Source organism: Lentzea sp. (genome assembly GCF_035525475.1).
Lineage (GTDB): Bacteria > Actinomycetota > Actinomycetes > Mycobacteriales > Pseudonocardiaceae > Lentzea.
This window is the reverse complement of sequence record NZ_DATLEC010000144.1, coordinates 1-20,526: the sequence shown is the minus strand read 5'-3', so window position 1 is coordinate 20,526 and position 20,526 is coordinate 1. Positions and strand designations below refer to the sequence as shown.

The 20,526-nt window shown below is 69.5% G+C and carries 18 protein-coding genes; 7 read left to right on the top strand and 11 right to left on the bottom strand.

What is annotated here, in order from left to right; translation table 11 throughout:
- A partial coding sequence (metG, locus tag VM306_RS23970; protein ID WP_325518823.1) for a methionine--tRNA ligase occupies nt 1-1,172 on the bottom strand: 1,172 nt, incomplete at its 3' end.
- 53 nt (nt 1,173-1,225) lie between these two features.
- Here metG and VM306_RS23965 point away from each other — a divergent pair.
- From VM306_RS23965 to VM306_RS23955, 3 genes are read left to right on the top strand one after another with little or no spacing between them, the layout of a single operon-like run.
- Nucleotides 1,226-1,777, top strand: a complete 552-nt coding sequence (locus VM306_RS23965; protein ID WP_325518821.1) for a PadR family transcriptional regulator — start codon at nt 1,226-1,228, stop codon at nt 1,775-1,777.
- 58 nt (nt 1,778-1,835) lie between these two features.
- Entirely contained in the window at nt 1,836-2,768 is a 933-nt protein-coding gene (locus VM306_RS23960; RefSeq protein ID WP_325518819.1) for an ATP-binding cassette domain-containing protein, read from the top strand.
- Complete coding sequence (locus tag VM306_RS23955; RefSeq protein WP_325518817.1) at nt 2,758-3,486, top strand: ABC transporter permease; 729 nt, start codon at nt 2,758-2,760, stop codon at nt 3,484-3,486. The genes VM306_RS23960 and VM306_RS23955 overlap by 11 nt, the downstream gene beginning before the upstream one ends.
- Here the strand turns inward: VM306_RS23955 and rsmI are convergent.
- Nucleotides 3,478-4,323: a 16S rRNA (cytidine(1402)-2'-O)-methyltransferase gene (gene rsmI, locus VM306_RS23950; protein ID WP_325518815.1), complete on the bottom strand. Its 846-nt coding sequence runs from the start codon at nt 4,321-4,323 to the stop codon at nt 3,478-3,480. The genes VM306_RS23955 and rsmI overlap by 9 nt on opposite strands.
- 24 nt (nt 4,324-4,347) lie before the next feature.
- Here rsmI and VM306_RS23945 point away from each other — a divergent pair, with 24 nt between their 5' ends.
- From VM306_RS23945 to VM306_RS23935, 3 genes are all read left to right on the top strand, one after another.
- Nucleotides 4,348-5,886, top strand: coding sequence for a dolichyl-phosphate-mannose--protein mannosyltransferase (locus VM306_RS23945; protein WP_325518813.1), 1,539 nt, complete (start codon nt 4,348-4,350; stop codon nt 5,884-5,886).
- Nucleotides 5,887-5,968: 82 nt separating this feature from the next.
- Nucleotides 5,969-8,095, top strand: coding sequence for an acyltransferase family protein (locus tag VM306_RS23940; RefSeq protein ID WP_325518811.1), 2,127 nt, complete (start codon nt 5,969-5,971; stop codon nt 8,093-8,095).
- 312 nt (nt 8,096-8,407) lie between these two features.
- The gene (locus VM306_RS23935; protein WP_325518809.1) at nt 8,408-10,510 is read left to right on the top strand and encodes an acyltransferase family protein; all 2,103 of its coding nucleotides are present in this window, start codon (nt 8,408-8,410) and stop codon (nt 10,508-10,510) included.
- A 40-nt stretch (nt 10,511-10,550) separates the two neighbouring features.
- On the opposite strand, the gene VM306_RS23930 is transcribed toward VM306_RS23935, so the two are convergent.
- From VM306_RS23930 to VM306_RS23895, 8 genes are all read right to left on the bottom strand, one after another.
- Nucleotides 10,551-12,479 (bottom strand): serine/threonine-protein kinase, encoded by a 1,929-nt coding sequence (locus VM306_RS23930; RefSeq protein ID WP_325518807.1) that lies wholly within the window; start codon nt 12,477-12,479, stop codon nt 10,551-10,553.
- Nucleotides 12,480-12,629: 150 nt separating this feature from the next.
- On the bottom strand, nt 12,630-13,214 hold the full coding sequence (locus VM306_RS23925; protein WP_325518805.1) for a putative T7SS-secreted protein: 585 nt from the start codon (nt 13,212-13,214) through the stop codon (nt 12,630-12,632).
- Nucleotides 13,211-13,474: a type VII secretion target gene (locus VM306_RS23920; protein WP_325518803.1), complete on the bottom strand. Its 264-nt coding sequence runs from the start codon at nt 13,472-13,474 to the stop codon at nt 13,211-13,213. The genes VM306_RS23925 and VM306_RS23920 overlap by 4 nt, the downstream gene beginning before the upstream one ends.
- Before the next feature lie 46 nt (nt 13,475-13,520).
- Nucleotides 13,521-14,348 carry a hypothetical protein gene (locus VM306_RS23915; RefSeq protein WP_325518801.1) on the bottom strand — a complete coding sequence of 276 codons (828 nt, stop codon included), beginning with the start codon at nt 14,346-14,348 and terminating at the stop codon, nt 13,521-13,523.
- A 27-nt stretch (nt 14,349-14,375) separates the two neighbouring features.
- Nucleotides 14,376-14,903, bottom strand: a complete 528-nt coding sequence (locus VM306_RS23910) for a hypothetical protein (RefSeq protein WP_325518799.1) — start codon at nt 14,901-14,903, stop codon at nt 14,376-14,378.
- A gap of 86 nt (nt 14,904-14,989) precedes the next feature.
- Nucleotides 14,990-15,364: a cupin domain-containing protein gene (locus VM306_RS23905; RefSeq protein ID WP_325518797.1), complete on the bottom strand. Its 375-nt coding sequence runs from the start codon at nt 15,362-15,364 to the stop codon at nt 14,990-14,992.
- A gap of 104 nt (nt 15,365-15,468) precedes the next feature.
- A complete protein-coding gene (locus VM306_RS23900; protein WP_325518795.1) occupies nt 15,469-16,215 on the bottom strand; it encodes an excalibur calcium-binding domain-containing protein in 747 nt (248 codons plus the stop codon).
- A 298-nt stretch (nt 16,216-16,513) separates the two neighbouring features.
- Entirely contained in the window at nt 16,514-17,422 is a 909-nt protein-coding gene (locus VM306_RS23895) for a hypothetical protein (protein WP_325518793.1), read from the bottom strand.
- A gap of 163 nt (nt 17,423-17,585) precedes the next feature.
- On the opposite strand from VM306_RS23895, the gene VM306_RS23890 reads away from it, so the two are divergent.
- Entirely contained in the window at nt 17,586-18,440 is an 855-nt protein-coding gene (locus VM306_RS23890; RefSeq protein WP_325518791.1) for a LysM domain-containing protein, read from the top strand.
- A 211-nt stretch (nt 18,441-18,651) separates the two neighbouring features.
- Here VM306_RS23890 and VM306_RS23885 read toward each other — a convergent pair whose 3' ends face one another.
- A complete protein-coding gene (locus VM306_RS23885; RefSeq protein WP_325518789.1) occupies nt 18,652-19,965 on the bottom strand; it encodes a Vps62-related protein in 1,314 nt (437 codons plus the stop codon).
- Nucleotides 19,966-20,526: the final 561 nt, after the last annotated feature.

The following is a 20,526-nucleotide window of genomic DNA, read 5'->3' as shown; positions in this document are numbered from 1 at the left end:
AACTCCTCCCAGGTGAAGTCGGTGTCCTGGTTCTCGGGACCCGCGACGGAGATGAAGTACCGCAGCGCGTCCGGCCCGAACTCCTTGAGGAAGTCGCCGACGTAGATCACGGTGCCGCGCGAGGTGGAGAACTTCGAGCCGCTCATCGTCAGGTACTCCGACGACACGACCTCGGTCGGCAGGTTCAGCGTGCCGAACCGGCCGGGCTCGCCGCCCTTGTCGCCCGCGCCGTTCTGCCCGAGCAGCAGCGACGGCCAGATCAGCGAGTGGAAGACGATGTTGTCCTTGCCCATGAAGTAGTAGCCCTGGGCGTCACCGGTCCAGAACTCCTTCCAGGCGTCGTCGTTCCCGGACCGGCGGGCCCACTCCACGGACGCCGACAGGTACCCGATCACGGCGTCGAACCACACGTAGAACCGCTTCATCGGCTGGTTGCTCCACCCGTCGAGCGGGATGGGAACGCCCCAGTCGAGGTCGCGGGTGATCGCGCGCGGCCGCAGGTCGGAGATCAGGTTCTGCGAGAACTTGAGGACGTTCGGGCGCCACTCGGTCCGCGCGCCCATCCACGAGCCCAGCGACTCGATGAACGACGGCAGGTCGAGGAACAGGTGCTCGGTCTCGACGAACTTCGGCGTCTCGCCGTTGATCCGCGAGCGCGGGTTCTTCAGGTCGATCGGGTCGAGCTGGTTGCCGCAGTTGTCGCACTGGTCGCCGCGCGCGCCGTCGTAGCCGCAGATCGGGCAGGTGCCCTCGATGAAGCGGTCGGGCAGCGTCCTGCCGGTCGACGGGCTGATGGCGCCCATCTCGACCTTCGGGATCACGTAGCCGTTCTTCCACAGCGCGGAGAACAGGTCCTGCACCACCTGGTAGTGGTTGCCGGTCGTCGTGCGGGTGAACAGGTCGTAGGACAGTCCGAGGCCCTGCAGGTCGGACGCGATCACGCGGTTGTACTTGTCGGCGAGCTCACGAGCCGTGAGCCCTTCCTTCTCGGCCTGCACCTGGATGGGCGTGCCGTGCTCGTCCGTGCCGCTGACCATGAGCACCCGGTGTCCGGACATTCGCATGTAGCGGGAGAAGACGTCGGACGGGACACCGAAACCGGAGACGTGACCGATGTGCCTGGGGCCGTTGGCATATGGCCAGGCCACCGCGGTCAGTACGGAGGCACTCATGCACATAGCCTACGGAGGCGGTGCCAGGCGGTTTTCACCGAGTGGGAGGTCTGTTGTCCGCGACGAGGATGTTGGTGCTCGGCGTCGTCAAGCTCGTCGGCGAGGCGCACGGGTACGTGGTGCGCCGCGAGCTGAAGTCGTGGTCGGCGGACAGCTGGGCGAACGTGCAGCCCGGCTCGATCTACCACGCGCTGAAGTCGCTGGCCAAGGACGGCCTGCTCGAACCGGTGGGCACCGAGTCCGCGGAAGGTCCCGCGAGGACCACCTACAAGATCACCGCGGCCGGTGAGCGCGAACTGGGGAACATGCTCTCCCACTCGCTGGCCGACGCGACAGCCGGCAACGACGAGGTCTCCGCGGGCGTGGCGATGCTCAACCTCGTCCCCCGCGGGCAGGCGGTCGTGATGCTCGAGAACCGCCTGGCTGGCCTCGAAGGCCAGCTCGCACCGACCAGGCACGGCATCTCCTCGATGCCGGCGATGGGCAAGCCCGCGCACGTCAGCGAGCTCTTTCGACTGTGGCTCGTCCACCTCGAAGGCCAGGTGCGCTGGACTCGGGAGCTGATCGACCGGCTCGAGGCGGGCGAGTACGACCTTCGGGACTAGTCAAATTTGATTAGCTCGCGCTAGCCTCTGGTCAAACTTGACTAGAGGGGGATCAGTCATGATCAAGGCACGCGGCCTCGCGCGCCGGTTCGCGACGAAGACCGGTCCGGTGGACGCGGTGCGCGGGGTGGACGTCGACGTCGCCGAGGGCGAGCTCGTCGGGTTCCTCGGGCCCAACGGCGCCGGCAAGTCCACGACGTTGCGCATGCTCACCACGCTGCTGCGGCCGTCGGCGGGCGAAGCGGTCATCGCCGGACACGACCTGCTGACCGACCCCGCGGGCGTAAGGCGCAACATCGGGTACGTCGGGCAGAAGAACGGCGCCGGCGCGGAACAGCGCGTCGCCGAGGAGCTGGAGTTCCAGGCGCGCTTCTACGGCCTGTCCAAGCACGACGCCCGGAAGAAGGTCGCCGACCTGCTCGAACGGTTCGACCTGACCGGTCTGGAGAAGCGCGGCGTCATCACGCTCTCCGGCGGCCAGCAGCGCAGGCTCGACATCGCGATGGGCATGCTGCACGACTCGCGGCTGCTGTTCCTGGACGAACCGTCGACCGCCCTCGACCCGCAGAGCCGCCGCAACCTGTGGGAGCACATCAGGCAGCTCAAGGCCGACGGCGTCACCGTCTTCCTGACCACGCACTACCTCGACGAGGCCGACTTCCTCAGCGACCGGTTGCTGGTGATCGACCACGGCGCGATCGTCGGCGAGGGCTCGCCGGACGAGCTGAAGGACCAGGTCTCCGGCGACCTGGTCGTGCTCGGCACCCCGCAGGCGTCGCTGGTGTCGGAGAAGTTCGAGAACGCCGTCGTGGACGGCGAGCAGGTCAGCTTCCGCATCCCGAACGGCGACCGCGCGTTGCCGGGACTGCTGCGCGACCTGGACAACATCGGCGTCGAGCTGCACTCGGTGCAGGTGCACCGGCCGACGCTCGACGACGTGTTCCTGACCATGACCGGCCGTTCCCTGAGGGAGGAAGCCAATGCTGCCTAGGAACGTTTTGCGTGACACCTGGCTCGTCTTCGCCCGCGTGATGCTGCCGGTGGTGCGCAACCCGGCCTTCGTCGTGTTCGGGCTCGCCCAGCCGTTGCTCTACCTGGGGCTGTTCGGGCCGCTGCTCGGCGACACCGGCTGGCAGTGGTTCGTGCCGGGCCTGCTGGTGCAGATGGCGTTGTTCGGCACGGCCTACGCGGGCTTCTCGCTGCTGCCCGAGGTGCGGACGGGCGTGATGGAACGGCTGCGGGTGACGCCGGTCAGCCGGGTCGCGCTGCTCGTCGGCAGGGTCGGCAAGGACGTGGTGCTGCTGGTCGTGCAGAGCCTGCTGATCGTGCTCGCGGCGACGCTGTTCGGGTTCAGGGCGTCACCGGGCGAGGTCCTGCTCGGCCTCGGGCTGGTGGCGTTGCTGGGCGTCGCCATCGGCGCCATGTCGTACGCGATCGCGTTGAAGGTGAAGCTGGAGTACGTCTTCGCGTCGGTGCTGTCGGCGACGATCGTGCCGGTGATGCTGCTCTCGGGCGTGCTGCTGCCGATGTCGAACGGCCCGAAGTGGCTCTACTGGCTGTCGCGGGTCAACCCGCTCGCGCACGTCGTCGACGCCGAGCGGTCGATCTTCAACACCGGTTCGGTGCTGTTCGGGCTGATCGCGGTGGCGGCGCTGGTGCTGGCCGGCGTGTTCTACGGCGTCCGCACGTTCCACCGCGAGTCAGCTTGACCTGACCGCGGCGTCGTAGAGGGTCTTCTTGCTGACCCCGGCCGCCTCCGCGACCTCGGCGGCGGCCGACTTCATCCGCTCCCCGTCGGCGACGCGCTGCTTCACCTCGGCGACGAGCACGTCGAGGTCCGGCTTGTCCTCGACGGGGGCCGGGCCGAGAACCACGGTGATCTCGCCGCGTGCGCCCTCCACGGCCCACTCGGCGAGTTCCGCCAACGTCCCGCGCACGACCTCTTCGTACTTCTTCGTCAGCTCACGGCACACGGCGGCGCGCCGGTCCGGTCCGAGAACCTCGACCGCGTCCGCGAGGGTCGCCGCGAGCCGGTGAGGTGCCTCGAAGAAGACGACCGTGCGTTGTTCCGTGGCGAGCGGCGCGAACCAGCGCTTGCGTTCGCCGGACTTGCGCGGTGGGAAGCCGTCGAACGCGAACCTGTCGCTCGGCAGGCCTGACAGGGCGAGCGCGGTCGTCACCGCCGACGGTCCCGGCAGGCACGTGACCTTGAGGTCCTGCTCGACGCACGCGGCGACGAGCCGGTAGCCGGGGTCGGACACGCTCGGCATGCCGGCGTCCGTCACGAGCAGCACGGTCTCGCCGTTGCGCAGCGACTCCAGCAGGCCGGGAAGGCGCGAGGTCTCGACCTGGTCGTAGAAGCTGATCACCCGCCCCGACGGCTTGACCTGCAGCGCGGCGGCCAGGCTGTGCAGCCTGCGGGTGTCCTCCGCCGCGATCACGTCGGCGGTCTCGAGTGCCTCGACCAGGCGCGCCGAAGCGTCGCGGATGTCGCCGAGCGGGGTGGCTGCCAGAACCAGACGGCCTGAACCGGATACAGGACTCACAGGCTTCACCCTACGATCGGCGGCGTGACAGTCCTCGTGCAGCCAGGAGAGGCGCCCGTCGTCGTCGAGGAGCCACGCACGGACCGTGCGGCGACACTCGACCCGCCGCCGTCCGGAGACCGCCTGCGCGGCTGGCTCGTCACCATCGCCGTGACGCTCGTCGGTGCCCTCGTCCGGTTCTGGAACCTCGGCTACCCCACCGACAAGGGCACGCCGATCTTCGACGAGAAGCACTACGTGCCGCAGTCGGCGCAGGTGCTGCGCAACGGCGGCTACGAGGACAACCCGGGCTACGAGCTGATCGTCCACCCGCCGCTCGCCAAGCAGCTCATGGCGATCGGCCAGGGCCTCTTCGGCTACGACGGCATCGGCTGGCGGTTCGCCTCCGCGCTCGCGGGCGCGATCACGATCCTGCTGATCGTCCGCATCGCTCGTCGGCTGACCCGGTCGGACCTGCTGGGCGCTCTCGCCGGGATCCTGCTCATCGCGGACGGCGTCTCGCACGTCCAGTCGCGGATGGGCATGCTCGACATCTTCCTGGCGCTGTTCGTCGTCGCCGCGTTCGGTTGTCTGGTCGTCGACCGCGAGCAGATGCGGGAACGGCTGGCGGTCGCCGTGCGCGAGGGGTTCGTCAACAACTCCGCTTTCGGCCCGTGGATCGGCTTCCGCTGGTGGCGCTTCGGTGCGGGCGTGTCGCTCGGTCTCGCGTGCGGCATCAAGTGGTCGGGCATCTGGTACATCGCCGCGTTCGGCCTCCTGACCGTCGTCTGGAGCGCGCTGGCGCGGCGGGCGGCCGGTGTCGAGGAGCCCTGGCGCGGCGCTCTCGCGAAGGACGTGCTGCCGTCGCTGGGCGGTCTGGTCGCGATCCCGGTGCTGGTCTACGTCGCGACGTGGTTCCCGTGGATGGCCAGCGAGACCGGCATCGACCGGCACGTGGTCGGCGGCAAGGTCAAGGACGTCTCGTACGTCCCGGACGTCCTGCAGTCGCTCTGGTACAACGCGAAGAACGTCTACAAGTTCCACGTCGAGCTGGTCACCTCGGAGACCAACCGCCACCCGTGGGAGTCGAAGCCGTGGACATGGCCGATGGGCCTGCGCCCGATGCTCTACTACTACGACAACTCCGTCACCGGCTGCGGCGCGGCGTCGTGCCTCGGCGCGATCATGCTCATCGGCACGCCCGCGATGTGGTGGCTCGCGTTCCCGGTGATCGGCTGGGCGGTCTTCCGCACCGTCGGCCGGATGGACTGGCGCTACGCCGGCGTCCTGGTGGCGTACGCGGCGGGCCTGCTGCCGTGGTTTTTGAACCTCGACCGGCAGATGTACTTCTTCTACGTCACGCCGATGGCGCCGTTCCTGGTGCTGCTGATCGTGCTGGCGCTGGGCGAGATCCTGGGCCGCAGGACCGCGGGGCCCGAGCGGCGCGGCACGGGACTGCTGGTCGTGGCCCTGTACACCGGCATCGTGGTCGCGAACTTCGTGTGGCTGTGGCCGATCCTGAACGGCAACCCGATCACCCCGGAGATGTGGCAGCAGCAGCTCTGGCTGCCCAGCTGGCGGTGACCCTCGCCTCACCGGATCGGGCCGCCCGGCCGTCTCGCTCCAGTTACGATCCCCCCGGGCTGACAGGGGGATCGGGCGAGGCATGAGCACTACCGTCCAGGCACGCGTCGCGCAGGCCAGAAAGCTGTGGGGCGCGAGCAGCCGGACGCCCGCATCGCCCGGATTCCGCACCGATGTCCAGGCCCTGCGCGCGATCGCAGTGCTCGCCGTCGTGGTCAACCACTTCTGGCCGGCCGCGCTCACCGGCGGTTACATCGGTGTCGACGTCTTCTTCGTCATCTCCGGCTACCTGATCACCTCGCACCTGGGCCGCGAGATCGCCCGCACCGGCAAGGTCCGGTTCGGCACGTTCTACGCGCGCCGCATCCGGCGGCTGCTGCCCGCGGCGTTGCTCGTGCTGGCCGTCACGGTCCTGCTGGCGGGCGCGCTGCTGCCGTACCCGCGCTGGACCGCGACGGCGTGGGAGACCTTCGCCTCCGCCTTCTACTGGGAGAACTGGCTCCTCGCGGCGAAGTCGGTGAACTACTCCGCGGCGAACGAGGCCGCGAGCGTCGTGCAGCACTACTGGTCGCTCTCGGTCGAGGAGCAGTTCTACCTGTTCTGGCCGCTGCTGCTGGTCGGCCTGGTCATGCTCGGCGGCAACCGGCGGTGGCTCGTGCCCGGCGTCGCGGGGCTCGGCGTGATCTCGCTGGTCTTCAGCGTCGTCTACACGTCCATGTCCCCCAACGAGGCCTACTTCAACACCCTGGCCAGGGTGTGGGAGTTCGCGCTGGGGGCGTTCGTCGCGCTGACGGCGTCGAAGCTGGTGCTGCCGCGCGTCGCCGCCGAGGTGGCGTCGGGCCTGGGCCTCGCGATGATCATCGTTCCGGCGTTCGCCTACGACCACACCTCGCCGTTCCCCGGCTCCCTCGCGCTGATGCCCACGGTCGGCACCGCGCTGGTGATCGCCTCCGGTCTGCGGCCGGGAACGCAGTGGCACACGCCCGTCACGGCGTCGCGGCCCGTGCAGTTCGTCGGCGACATCAGCTACTCGCTGTACCTGTGGCACTGGCCCCTCCTGATCCTCGCGCCGTTCGCGCTGGGTGGCGCGCTGGACAAGGGCGAGCTCACGACGGCGTGGCTGCTGTGGCTGCTGGCGCTGTCGTTCGCGCTGGCGTGGCTGACGAAGGTGCTGGTCGAGGACCGCGCCCGCACGTTCCCCGCGCTGGTCCGCGACACGAGGCTGACATTCGCGACCATGATCGCCGGCCTGCTCGTGGTCGAGGTCATGGCGGGCGTGCTGCAGGCCAACTACCACCAGCAGGCCGCCGCCGCCGAGCGGAACGTCCAGACGGGCAAGGGCGACGCGTGCCACGGCGCCGCCGCGATGATCGCGTCGAACGGCTGCCCCGACCCGTTCGGCCCCGCGCGCGTCCCGGAGATGGGTCCGGTGAACGAGTACTGGCGGCTCGCGCCGGAGTGCGTGGAGACCGACTACTTCAAGGTCGACGACAAGTCCACGGTGAAGGTCTGCGACTTCAGCGGTGACGGCGAGCCGACTCAGACCGTGTGGCTGCTCGGCGACTCGCACGCCGAGCAGTGGCAGACGCCCGTGTTCGAGGTGGCGCGCAAGGAGAGGTGGCTGCTCAAGATCGGCATCCTGGGCGGGTGCCCGTTCGCCGACGTCCAGTTCACCGGCTACCGCAGCGCCGCGGGCCCGCGCGACATCCTGCGCTGCCGCGACTGGACGGCGCAGATGTTCCCCGCGATCACCAACGACAAGCCGTCGATGGTGCTGATGTCGTTCTTCTCGCGCCAGGAGTTCGTGGACGACGGCAGCGGCCGCAGCCAGACCGAGCAGTACCGCGAGGGCATCGAACCGTGGTGGTCGGCGTGGACCGCGACCGGCACGCGCGTGTTCGTGTTCGCGGACCCGCCGTACAACAGGGACGTCCGGTCGACCAGCTGCGTGCTGCTGAACCGGTCGAACCCGAAGACGTGCGCGATCCCCCGCGAACGCGCCCAGCCGCCAGAGCCGTTGGGCGAGGTCGCGAAGTCGAGCAGCAACCCTCGGGTGTCGCTGGTCGACCTGACCGACTACTTCTGCGACCAGCGGCTTTGCTACGGCGTGATCGGGAACGTGGCGGTCTACTACGACGGCGACCACGTCAACAGCGAGTACAGCCGCACGTTGACACCGATGCTCGAGAAGGCGCTCAGCTCCCGCTGATCCCGTCCCGTCGCTCGAAGATGAGTGGTGAGGCGATCGGCGGAAACCGCCTCACCACTCTTCGCGGGGCATCCTCGTGCGATGCCCGAACTCGTGGGTGGACCACGGCTTAGGTCGTTGAACGATGAACCACCGTTACGGACCGGTACAACGTTCACCCGGATCGCCTAGAGGTGTGCCATGGATGTGCTCTCACCAGGTGCGATGGGTTAGCATCCCTGCTCGCAAACCCGATCGAGCGACCTCGAAGGACGTACTGCCCTTGTCCCGGGGTCGTCGTGCGGGGTTCTGACCTGGGGGGATCAGCGCAGGATGAGCACCACCGTCGAGTCACCTCCGGAGCACGGCAGCCGAAGACCCGAGGACAAGCCGAAGGCGCCAGGGTTCCGCACCGACATCCAGGCCCTGCGGGCGATCGCCGTGCTCGCCGTCGTGGTCAACCACTTCTGGCCGAACGCGCTGACCGGCGGCTACATCGGTGTCGACGTCTTCTTCGTCATCTCCGGCTTCCTGATCACCTCGCACCTCGACCGCGAGATCATCCGCACCGGCCGGGTGCGACTCGGCAAGTTCTACGCGCGGCGCGTCCGCAGACTGCTGCCCGCGGCGTTCCTGGTCCTCGTCCTCAGCGTCGTCCTGGCGTACTTCCTGCTCCCGTACCCGCGCTGGACCGCCAACGCGTGGGAGTCCTTCGCCGCCGCCTCCTACTGGGAGAACTGGCTGCTCGCGGGCAAGTCGGTGAACTACTCGGCGCAGAACGAGGCCGCGAGCCTGGTCCAGCACTACTGGTCGCTGTCGGTGGAGGAGCAGTTCTACCTGTTCTGGCCGCTGCTGCTGATGGGCATGTTCAAGATCGGCAGGCGCCGCTGGGTGGTGGCCGGCGTCCTGGTGCTCGGCGCGTTGTCCCTCGGCCTGAGCGTCTACTACACGACCGTCTCGCCGAGCGCGGCGTACTTCATCACGCCGGTCCGCGTGTGGGAGTTCGCGATCGGCGCCGGCGTGGCACTGGCCGCCACGCGCCTGGTGCTCCCCCGTCTCCTCGCCGAACTGGCGGCGTTCGCCGGCCTGGCGATGATCATCGCGACGGCGTTCGCCTACGACCACCACACGCCGTTCCCCGGGTACCTCGCCCTCGTCCCCGCCGTCGGCACCGGTCTGGTGATCGTCTCGGGCCTGCGTCCCGGCCGTCAGTGGCACACCGCGGTGACCGCCTCCCGGCCCGTGCAGTTCGTCGGCGACGTCAGCTACTCGCTCTACCTCTGGCACTGGCCGGTGGTGCTGCTCGCGCCGTTCGCGCTGAGCGGCCTGCTGGACAAGGGCGAGCTCAGCGCGCCGTGGCTGCTGGGCCTGCTCGCGCTGTCCCTGGCGCTCGCCTGGCTGTCGAAGGTCGTCGTCGAGGACCGCGGCATGTCGTGGGGCCCGCTGACCCGCAGCAGCGGCCTGACGTTCGCGGGCATGGCGGCCGGCATCGCCGTGGTGGCCGTGCTCGCCACGGGCCTGCAGTGGACCTACGACCGCCACGTGGCGCAGGCAGAACGGGACGTGGCCGCGGGCCTGAGCAGCCCGTGCCACGGCGCCGGCGCCATGATCGGCACCAACGGCTGCCCCACCCCGTTCGGCCCGGCCAGGGTGGCCGCGATGGGCCCGGCCAACGAGTACTGGCGCCTCGCCCCCGAGTGCAGGCAGATCCAGGACTACAACGCCGAGGACAAGCACACGACGTCGATCTGCGACTTCTCCGGCGGCTCCCCCGCCGCCGAGAAGGTCTGGCTGGTCGGCGACTCCCACGCGCAGCAGTGGCAGGCGTCGCTCTTCGAGGTGGCCCGCGAACGCAAGTGGCACTTCAAGATCGCGTTCCTGGGCGGCTGCCCGTTCGCCGACGTCCGCGTCTCGGAGTTCCGCGGCAAGGCCCCCACCCAGAAGGAGGTCGACCGCTGCGCGGCCTGGACCAGGCGGATGACCGACGTGATCGCGGCCGACCGCCCGTCGAAGGTGCTGACGTCGTTCTTCGCCCGCAAGGAGACCCTGGCAGGCGGCAACCAGACCGAGCAGTACCGCGCGGGCCTGGAGCCCAGGTGGCGCAAGTGGACCGACGCGGGCGCACAGGTGGTCGTCCTGGCCGACCCGCCCTACAACGGCGAGGTCCGCTCCCCCGACTGCGTGACCCTGAACCCGGCGAACCCCCTGGCGTGCGCCGTCCCGCGCGCGGAGGCCCACCCGGTCGACCCGCTGGTGGAGGTGGCCCGCACGACCAAGGTGCCCGGGGTGTCGCTGATCGACCTGAGCGAGTACTTCTGCGACGACGCGCAGTGCTACTCGGTGATCGGGAACGTGGTCGTCTACTTCGACGCGGACCACGTGAACGGCGAGTACAGCCGCAGCCTGGCACCGGTGATCGCGAAGGCGCTGGACTAGACCGCTGGGTGGGGTGAGGCCCGTTCAGGCCTCACCCCGCCTACATCGGCATGTGCCTCGTCGGGGGCGGCGTCGGCTTGCTGATCATCTTCGTCACCGGCCCCTCCTTGCTCATCCCCTGCTGGTCCAGGAACTGCGAGAGCTGACCCCGCACCTGCGCCAGCGTCGGGCGGCGCGCCGGTTCCGGGTCCATCGCCGCGAGCAGCAGGCGAGCGTGCGCGCTGTTCTGCGGCAGCTTCGTGATCGGTTCGCCCTGGGCCGCGGCCATCAGCGAGGAGATCGGGTTCTCGCGGGAACCGCGCGGCGGGTGGCCGGTCAGGGCGTAGGAGACCGTTGCGGCCAGCTGCCACGAGTCGGACGCCGGGGAGGCCGTCTCGCCCCTCGCGGTTTCCGGGGCCAGGAAGTCCGGCGTGCCGACCATCATGCCGGTGGCGGTGAGGGTGCTGTCGCCCTTGGAGCGGGCGATGCCGAAGTCGATCAGGTGCGCGGTGCCCTGGCCGTCGACGATCACGTTCGACGGCTTCACGTCGCGGTGCAGGACGCCTCGGTCGTGGGCCGCGGCCAGCGCGTCGGCCATGTTCAGCCAGAGGCGGGCGGCCAGCTTGTCGTCGATCAGGCCGTTCTTCAGGACCGTCTCGGACAGCGAGGCGCCCTCGATGTACTCCATGACGAGGGCGAGGCCGTCCGGGTCCTGGACGATGTCGAACACCCGCACGCAGTTGGGGTGCCTGACCGCGGCCAGCGCGCGGGCCTCGCGGAGCATGCGCGCCTCGGTCTCGTTGTCCGGGGCGTGCGCGAGCTTCACCGCCACCGTGCGGTCGAGCTGCTCGTCGACGGCCAGCCAGACCGTGCCGAAGCCGCCGGAACCGAGCTGGCGGACGCGGCGGAACCTGCCGTTGCCGGGGTTCCAGACCTTGCCCGACTTCTGCACCGGCGCGGGCGAGTCGGCGTTCGCGGCACCCGGCCCGAACGGCAGCGGGCCCGGCGTGTCGGCGAGGACCGCGGGCTGGGACGGCTGCGGGGGCTTGGGCTGGGGCAGCACCTCGGCGACGCGCGTCGGCGGGTACTGCGGCGGCGGCTGGTTCACCGGGCGCATCGGCCGGTTCATCGGCGCCGGCTGGTACTTCGGCACCTGCGCCGGCTGGTACGGCGGCGGGTTCTGCGGCGGCTGGTGCTGGGCCGCCGTGATCGGCTTGGTCGGCGCCTTCTTCTGCGGGTTCTGCGGCAGCTGGGGCTGCGGTGTGCGCGCCACCGGCTGCGGTGGCGGCGGGTTCTGCGAGTTCCGGTCCTGGGACCGGTCGCGGCCGGGGCGGTTGAGCATGGCGGTAGTCAACCCGAAAATCCGCACGACGATTGAGCCGATTACCGCAATCGGCAGAAAGCCCAGCAGCACATGGCCCACCAGGGTCACCGGGAGTGCCGACGTGGCTGCGAGGAGCACCAGGAACGGCGGCCAGAACACGCGGCGCGGCCAGTTCGGCCCGAGGCGGAACGCCGAGCCCGCCTGCAGCATCACGAAGAGCAGGCACAGCAGCGCCAGCACGACGGTGATGCCGGCGGCGACCAGGAACACCGGGGCCGCGGTCGGCCGCTGGGCGATGCCGATGATCGACGGCGTGCCGTCGACGAGGTAGCGGCCCTGCGAGAACTGGTCGAAGCAGGTGAGGTCGTCCAGCGAACCGGAGCCGGCGACGGTGCGCTTGCCCAGCCCCTGCACGGTTCCGCGCATGATCAGCCACGGCAGCACGAGACAGCTGGCGACGCCGAGCACGGCGAAGATCGCGCCCGTCACGGCGCCGTAGGAGTTGCCGACGATGCGGCGCACCACGATGGACAGCAGCGCCCCGACCGTGGGGAACAACCCGAGCACCGCACCGAGCGCTGTGGTGGTCCACACCCAGTCACCGGGGCAGACACTCCCGCCCACGAAGCCGTGCAGCCACGTGAGCAAGGACTCCGCGAGCCCCACGACTCACACCACCCCTTCCGCGATCACCCCCAGCCTAGGCGCCTGGACAGCCTACGGTGCGTGATCGGTCTGCGGTCGACACCACAGCAACCCTTTCCTTGATCACCGCGTTGTACCCACCCGATCGCCGTAGGCCGAGCGCCTTCACCTCTACAACGCGACAGAGCCCCGTCCCGTTGACCACCTCCGCCAACGCGGGTAGCGCGCGGTGATCGCGAGCGTCGTCAAAACCGTCTCGACGTGCGGTTTCGCCAGGAAGTCCTCCGCGCGCGACAGCACCGGAAGCGGCACCGGCTCCACCGCGGACCGGCTCGCAGCAGGCTCCCCGACACTTGCCGGGACGGGTCCGGGGTCGCGCAGCTCGGACCGCACGTGTCTCAGCTCGTCGGTCGCGTCGCCGACCGCGCGCACCGCGAGGTGCTCCTCCTCGGCGAGCTGCCGCCAGAGCCGGTCCGCCTGCTCCTGGTCGGCGTGCTGGACGAGGCGGCTCACCTCGATGTGCGTGTAGAGATAGGTCTCCACGGCGTCATGGGCGATCTCGAACGCGTCGGACACGTCGAGCCAACGCTTCCTGGCGCGGTAGCGGTACTCGTCGAACCTCGTGCTCGCGACTCCGGTCCACCCGGTGGCCGTCGCCTTGGCATGGGCGAACGCCACGGATGCGCACTCGTCACGCATCCGCTTCAACCACTCCTGGACGCTCCGGAGGGAGTGGAAGTCGCTGGAGAGGCTCACGCGGGAAAGACGTCCACGTGTTCGTAATGGCGGGCTGTGTCGATGAGGCGGTCTGCTGTGCCTTCAACGTCGCGCACCAGTTCCGCTGTCGCGTGGTCGGAGGCGTCCCGGAACCGGGCGAGCGCGGCGAACAGTCCGCCCCGGGAGGGATCCGGCTGACCGTCCGGGTGGCGGGCGAGGGAGGTGACGTCCTCGGCGGCCTGCGACAGGGGGCGGGCGAGTGCCCTCAGTTCTGCCGGGTCGACGCTGAACCCGCTCACGGCACCTCCCGACGGTGGAAGTTTGGTCGTGAACGATATCCGAACGTCAGCCGATCAGCCCCCGGATTTCGGCGGCCGACACGAACAAGACTTCTTCGCGCGACGCTCCCGCGTCGACCACGACCCCCACGCCGAGCGGCGCCACCAACGGCAGCAGCTCGGCGCCTTCCACCTCCAGCCACCGGTCGTCCCAGGAGAAGCCCTTGAGCCGGCGGTAGGCGGCGAGCCGGTCGAGCCCGGTGAAGGCGAGCACGGCGCGTTCGTGCCCGGTGACGTCGGCCGCGACCAGTCCCGGCAGGCCGGGGTCCGGCAGGTAGACGGTGGTGTTGAGCAGCTCGGCGACGACCTCGGGATCGCCGGCCCGCGCCAGCTCCCGCAGCCGCGGCACGGGCGTGGAGTACATCGGCCGCCAGGACAGCTGGTGTTCCAGGTCCACAGCGGACGCGGGATCGTCCGGGTCGACCACGTAGTGCGGCACGCAGGTCAGCGACAGCGGGATGTCGTCGAGGCTCGCGCCGGGCAGCACGACGACGATCACCTTGCGCTGGAACAGCTCCGGCTGCCGCATGAGCAACCCGCGCAGGTGCTTGAGCTCGTACTCCACGCCGCGGCTGTCCGGGTTGCGGCCGCTGAACGCGAGCGCCCAGCCCGGCGACACCGCCACCGCGATCCGGTCCGCGTCCTCCATGCGCTGCAGGCAGAACGTCGGCCAGTCGACGGGCTCGTGCTGGTGGTAGAGGTCGATCTCGGGCTTCGCCCCGATGCGGTGCAGCAGTTCCGCGAACCTGCGCAGGGTGTCCCGCCACGCCCTGGTGCGCGCGGTGTCCCACCCGGGACTCGTGTGTGCCCAGACCACGAACACCTCGGGACGCATCGGCGCATCATGCCGCAAGGGGCCAGTTCAGCCGTCGTAGACCTCGTGGTCGGCCCGCACCCACGAGCCGCTCCGCCCGCCGGACTGCCTCACCGCCGACTCGGGCGCCTCCGGCAGCTCACCGAGGCCCGCGACGAGCTCGACGGTCCACAGGTGCCGGGCGGCGGGGTTGGCGTCCTCGACCTCGGTGCCGAGGCCGTAGGTGGAGTCCTGCGTCTCCACGGTGACCCACGAGCTGAGACGGCCGTTCTCACCGGGTCCGCAGACCAGTTCCAGACGGGTGCGGACCCACTGCGGCGCAACGGCCGGGTCCGCCTCGATCTCCGAGGAGACCGCGGCGCAGGAGGTGCCGTGGACGCGAGCGACGAGCGCGGCGCGGAAGACGACGAGCTCACCGGCCGTGCAGCCGGTGAGAACGCGCGCTTCGACGGCTGTCTCCGTGCCGGAGACGACAGCGGGGGCGGCCGCGCACCTCGCGGCGGGAGCGTCGGCCGAGGCCGTCGCTCCCACGGAGATGACGGCCACGAGTAATAACGCGGCGACCACAGAACTCATGCGGGACAACCTATTCGCGGTCGCCGCGCTTCCGTCCGAACTTCACCCCACAGATGGGTGAGCACGACAAATGTTGCGGTCCAACGTCAGTCGTGGTCGTGGTCGTGCTCGGGCGCGAACGGCTGGTAGATGTAGAACATCGTGACCGGCTCGTCGCCCGCGACGGTCTCGTGGTCCACACCGGGCGGCACGAACGCGTAGGAACCCGCGCCGGCCTCCACTCCGCCGATGCTCACCTTGCCGTCGACGACCCACGTGTGCTGCGTGGCCGACGGGTGGTTGTGCCCGGCGTCGCGCGCACCCGGCGCCATCTGGATCAGGCCGACGATCGTGTCCCCGTCGGGGGACTTCCACAGGAGCTTGTTCTGCAGCCCTTCGTCGCCGTGGAGGGGGAACGACTTCATCTGCGCCAGGACGTCCGGCGGGATGACGGTGACTCTGTCGGGCAACGGTCCGTTCATGTGGGCTGCCTCTCAACTCGCTCGCGGGATGCGGGGAAGGCTACCTGGGCCCGCACCGGACCAGAGGCCTTCACCTGCGAGGAGATCCCACCCCGCCGCGAGCGTCATTCACACGCGACGCCGTCCTTGTCGCGGTCGAGCGCCGCCCGGTAACCGGGCTGTCCCGCGTAGAGCGGTGCCGCACCGGCCGCACGAGCCGCGTCGCAGTTCGCGTAGTACGCGGACGCCGGGGGCGCGGGAGCAGGCGGTGCGGGAGCGGGCGGCGGCTGCGGCGCAACGGTTCGCTGCTGCGGCACGACAGGCTGCGGTTGGGGCGCAACGGGTTGCGGCGCGGGCTTCACGTCCAGCCCGCCGCACGACGGACCCCAGAAGCCGAGGCCGGCCTGCTTCGCGATCGCCGCAGCCTGCGCGATGGCGGCCTCCGCACCGTCCACGGCGCGCGCAACGCCCTGGCCGGCCGCGAGCACCGCGTAGTCAGCGCCATCAGCCAGCACCAGCTGCGAGCCCACAACCCGGACGGGCTTGCCCACCAACGTCTTGGTGGCGAACTCCACCGCCGACGTCGCCCAGCACTCACCGGGCGCGGCCAGCCCCTGGATCACCACCTTGGCACCGTTCGACAGCGCCACGGTACGACCGTCCACGACGGACTCCACGGTCACCGGCGGCGGAGTCGTGGTGGTCGTGGTGGTGGTCGTTGTCGTTGTGGTGGAGGAGATCGAGCTCGAGGAGGTCGCGAGGCCGGTGGACGGCTGGCCGCAGCCCGCGACGATCGCCAGCGGCACCACCGCCGAGATTCCGAGTGCGGTGCGGCGGACGTTCGTCGGCAGTTGTCGCCAGAATGCGGTCATGAGCACCACATCGCGAAGTCGGCCGTGTGGTGTTACCCGCGTCACTCAAACGGGCTACTAACGTCCACAACGGACAAGCCGCCGACCAAATGGTCAACCTGCGGGGGTACGAGGGCTTGCTCCCGGAACGAGTGGACCTGACTACACAGCAGAGGAACTCTGTAGTGGCTGCTCAGGGGCCCGAGCTGGCCATCGAGGCCGTTGGACCCCGTGGAGGTAGCTAGACCCGCCAGACCGTACCGGTGAGGCCCGGCACCCCCTGACCTCACCGGTGGTCAGCAGAGCCCCCTTGGCCGGACTAGCGGCTCAGCTCCGAGAGCAGGCGCTTCGCCGCGACCTTGGCGGGTCCGAGGAACGGGGTGACCATGTTGCGATTGTCGGCGATGCGGATCGCGTTGGCGCAGTGGAGTAGCTGCGAGAGCTTGCCTGATCGGGTCTGCAAGTCAGCGGCGAACTCCTCCTGGACGCGTTCTGCCAGGGCCGCGTTCGGCAGGGACGACTGCCACAACGTGGCCGCGTGGTGGCCACGCGGTGCCAAGCCCCAGTCCTGCCAGTCGATCAACATGCCGTCGGTCGTGACGTTGCCCCAGTGCAGGTCAGCGTGCGCTGTGGTCCACTCCTCCACCATCGTGTCCACCCCGTCGAACACCTGACCGATTCGCTTGGACAGATGGCTCTGACTCATGCCCACGCGCTGAGCAGCGTGAGCGGCAAGGGCTGTCAACGAACGTCGTAGGTCGACCCACCACTGGTCAGGCAGGTTGAGAGCGACGTCAAGGCCGCCTTCCGACCGGATGGAGCCAGCCGAGACGAACTCCATCTCATCGGCCCGCCAGGCAAGGCCACGTGGATCATCGGCCCAGGTCGCCGATTGGAACCATTGCGGCTTGGGGACGTGCTCGATCACGGAGGAGGCTTCCAAGCCGACCCACGCAGCGCTGCTGATCCGCCACGCCACCCGTTGTTCGATCCTCACCCACGTTTCGCGATCTGTGCGGAAGCCCTCGGTGATGCCATCAACGCCATGCACCACCGACGCGCGGTCGAGCTTGAGTTCGAACAGTCGCTCGACCCGCGTCAGGACGTCCTCATGTGGTGTGGATCTTGTGTCGAGCACGGTGAAGCGCTTCGACTCGTGCAGGGGCGTGAAGACCTGTCCGGGCTTCAGGAAGGCGGACAGGTCGATCCGTCGCCCAGACCGGATCACTCGTGCTCCCGCCGAAGGGACTCATGCCCCACAGACGATCACTACCAACGGCGAAGGCCGCAGCCAGTTCGTCGACAGCGTTGAGCTGCACTCCATCCAACGTGAGCCCTGCTCGCACCATCAACACCCCGCCGTCAAGGGCAACAACATCTCCTACTGCTCGGTGAAGGTCCAGGAGGGCATCGTCCCCGGCTTCACCGGGTTCGTGGACCGCAACGCCACCATCGGCGACTGGCGCGTCGGCTCGTTCGTGCTCGACGGCGCACCCGCCCCGGCACCGACCCCACAGCCCGCGCCGCCGTCCGCGCCCTCGGGCTGGATGAACTACACGATCCGCCCCGGTGACACCCTCTCCGTGCTGGCCGCGCGCACCGGCACCACCGTGGCCGAACTCGCCTCCCGCAACGGGATCGCCAACCCGGACCGGATCTACGCGGGCAACACCATCCAGGTCCCCGGCACCGGGTGGTGGTGGGCGCTACCAGATCCGCCCCGGCGACACCCTCTCCGCGCTGGCCGCGCGCTGGGGCACCACCGTGGCGGCCATCGCCGCGCGCAACGGCATCGCCGAGCCCAACCGGATCTACGCCGGGAACTGGCTGATCCGCCCATGACCCACGAGTCGACCGCCGCCGGCCTCGAACCCGGCGGCGGCTCGCTCGTGCTCTCCCTCGCGCTGCTGCTCTGGCTACTCGGCAAAGCGTGCCCGCGCTTCGTCCTGTGGTTCGAGCGGCACGAGGGCAACCACCCCAACCACGCTCAGGAGGAACCCTTCGTGTCCGATCCCCGCCCCCGCCCGCTGCGCGTCGCGGGCTCCATCGTCGGCGGCCTCACCGGCCTGGTCGGCTCCGGCCTGCTCACCCCCGGCCAAGGCGACGGCATCACCGGCCTGATCACCGCAGTCCTCGTCCTGCTCGGCACCTTCGGTGTCGTGGTCAGCACCGAGCACCGCGTCACTCCGCTCGTCGACCCGCGCGACGCCCACGGCCGCGCCCTGGTCCCGACCGACACCGACTGACGACAGGAGCGCTCCACCACATCCGCCACAACGCGGCGCAGGCTCGAACATCTGATCACCAGAATTCGAGCCTGCGCCGGTTCGACATTCACAAATCCCTGCTACCGCAGCTACGGATCCCGTCGAGCAGCAGTACGCCCGTCGGGGCTGCCGGCCACTGCGCACGTCGTGCGGCGTTCCCGATTCGGAGCCGGGGGACCGCACGATGTCCTCACGCCTGCTGGGGTGCCCGAGCGGGAGCGGTCTGCTGGGCGGGGACCGCATCGTCGGGAGCCGACTGGAGCGCGGCCAGCTCGACGGGATCGGTGATGTGGGCGACGCCGCTGCCCGCGGGGTACTCGCCGGTGATGTAGGAGTCCACGGAGAAGGCCAGGGTGGCACCGATGAGGCTGCCGTCGCGGCGGATGGGCACCAGTTCGTGGGCCTCGACCCACATGCACCCCGCCGCGTGGGGAGGCACGTTGAGCCCCTGGGTCTTGCTGTCGCGCTGGAACCGGGTCACCGCGGTACGGCGTTCGTAGCCCATCTCCAGCGACACGCTGACCGAGGTCTTGGCCGAGAACACGTCCAGGGCCACCCCTGCCTCGACGGTGACCGTGACCCCGGTCTTGACGCTGAACGCCTCGCTGTCCTCCCTCGACACCCCGGTCTCGATGGTCTGGGAGATCGGCGCGGTTCCGCTTCCGTTGCGGTTGTCGCGGTGCATCACCACCTCGAAGGATCGCTTGCGCTGCAGCGTGTAGAACGGGGTGTTGGCCGCCCGCCACGCCTCGTCGCGGCCGGGGTCGACCAGCAGCGTGTAGGGCACCACGGTGGTGCGGTCGATGATCTGTGTGGTCGAGGGCGGCCTGTCATACGACGTCATCACCGGGATCGGCGGCTCGTCGGACTCGGTGACCACCGCGGGCAGGTCCAGCACGTTGACCACCGGCGTGGTGGAGGGCTTGTCGTAGAAAGGGAAGGCGGTGAACAGGTCTCCCGGCAGCAGCAGCCGCTTCTCGGCGTCCGCAGGGTAAGGCGGAGGGATGATCGACCACACCGATACGTCCTGGTCGGCGCCGGAGTCGGCATCGCTCCAGATCCACTTGCCGACCTCGGCCTGGCGCACGTAGCGGCGCCCCGCGTGCTCGACCTTCACGCACGCCACCGCGTCCAGCGGCGGGGTTCCGTGCCCGCGCCAGCACAGGTCGCCCAACGCGGCGTACCCCGGGGGTGGGATCGGCCGCCAGATCGCGCCGTCCAGTTCCGCGCCGCTGCCGGTGTCCTTCCAGATCCGCTCGTAGCGCACCGGGGACTTGAGCATCTGCGTACCCGATTCCGCCTCGCGCACCACCAGACCGCCCGCCGTGCCGTTGAGGTTGCCGTAGTGGCCACGGGCCACCCCACCCAGCACCCGCCATCCAGACGGCGGGCGCGGAAGCCAGAACTGACCGTCGTTGGTGCCACCGGAATCGCGATCGTTCCACTTCATCTCGAAGCTCGTCGTGAAGCCCAACTCCAGCGCCCCGTACCGCTGCGTGTACACGCAATCGCTCCTTCCACACCGATCGACTCGACACCACCACCTTTCGCGCCGATTTCGTACCTGCACCAGGGCACTCACTCCGCAGAACCCAGGACTACACCACCGGGCGACCCGAGTCGCAACGTCTTGCGCATGACCATCGCCGCTGCCCGCCCGCCTGACTCAAGCCCTCACCCAGCAGAGCCGGGGTTCCCGGCCTGACACCTCGGGGGAACGACCGTGAACGCGGCCGAACCGCACACCGTCGCCTGGACCGTCGATCACATCGAGACCGAACCGCTTGCCGACGACGACCGCGACGCCAGCGTGAACACTCGCGAACCATAAAGACACACCCCTGCCAAATGGACCGGAAATGGTAAATTGAAGACATGCAAGAACCAATTTCCGGACAGGGCAGAGCCATGCCGGATCCAGCGCGCGAAGTATTCCATTCCAACGATTCAGGGGGAACTTTCTCGATGGAAAACGCCATGCCGCAGCACCGGGGAGACGCCCGTGGGTAGACGATCCACGGTCGCCAAGGTCCGCAAGGCCGCGTCGCTGGAAGACCTCGACCTG

Excerpts from the sequence above, each read along its gene's own strand:
- VM306_RS23960 (WP_325518819.1), top strand. The coding sequence starts at position 1,836 with ATGATCAAGGCACGCGGCCTCGCGCGCCGGTTCGCGACGAAGACCGGT.
- VM306_RS23955 (WP_325518817.1), top strand. The coding sequence starts at position 2,758 with ATGCTGCCTAGGAACGTTTTGCGTGACACCTGGCTCGTCTTCGCCCGC.
- VM306_RS23940 (WP_325518811.1), top strand. The coding sequence starts at position 5,969 with ATGAGCACTACCGTCCAGGCACGCGTCGCGCAGGCCAGAAAGCTGTGG.
- VM306_RS23935 (WP_325518809.1), top strand. The coding sequence starts at position 8,408 with ATGAGCACCACCGTCGAGTCACCTCCGGAGCACGGCAGCCGAAGACCC.
- VM306_RS23915 (WP_325518801.1), bottom strand. The coding sequence starts at position 14,348 with ATGCGTCCCGAGGTGTTCGTGGTCTGGGCACACACGAGTCCCGGGTGG.
- VM306_RS23910 (WP_325518799.1), bottom strand. The coding sequence starts at position 14,903 with ATGAGTTCTGTGGTCGCCGCGTTATTACTCGTGGCCGTCATCTCCGTG.
- VM306_RS23905 (WP_325518797.1), bottom strand. The coding sequence starts at position 15,364 with ATGAACGGACCGTTGCCCGACAGAGTCACCGTCATCCCGCCGGACGTC.
- VM306_RS23900 (WP_325518795.1), bottom strand. The coding sequence starts at position 16,215 with ATGACCGCATTCTGGCGACAACTGCCGACGAACGTCCGCCGCACCGCA.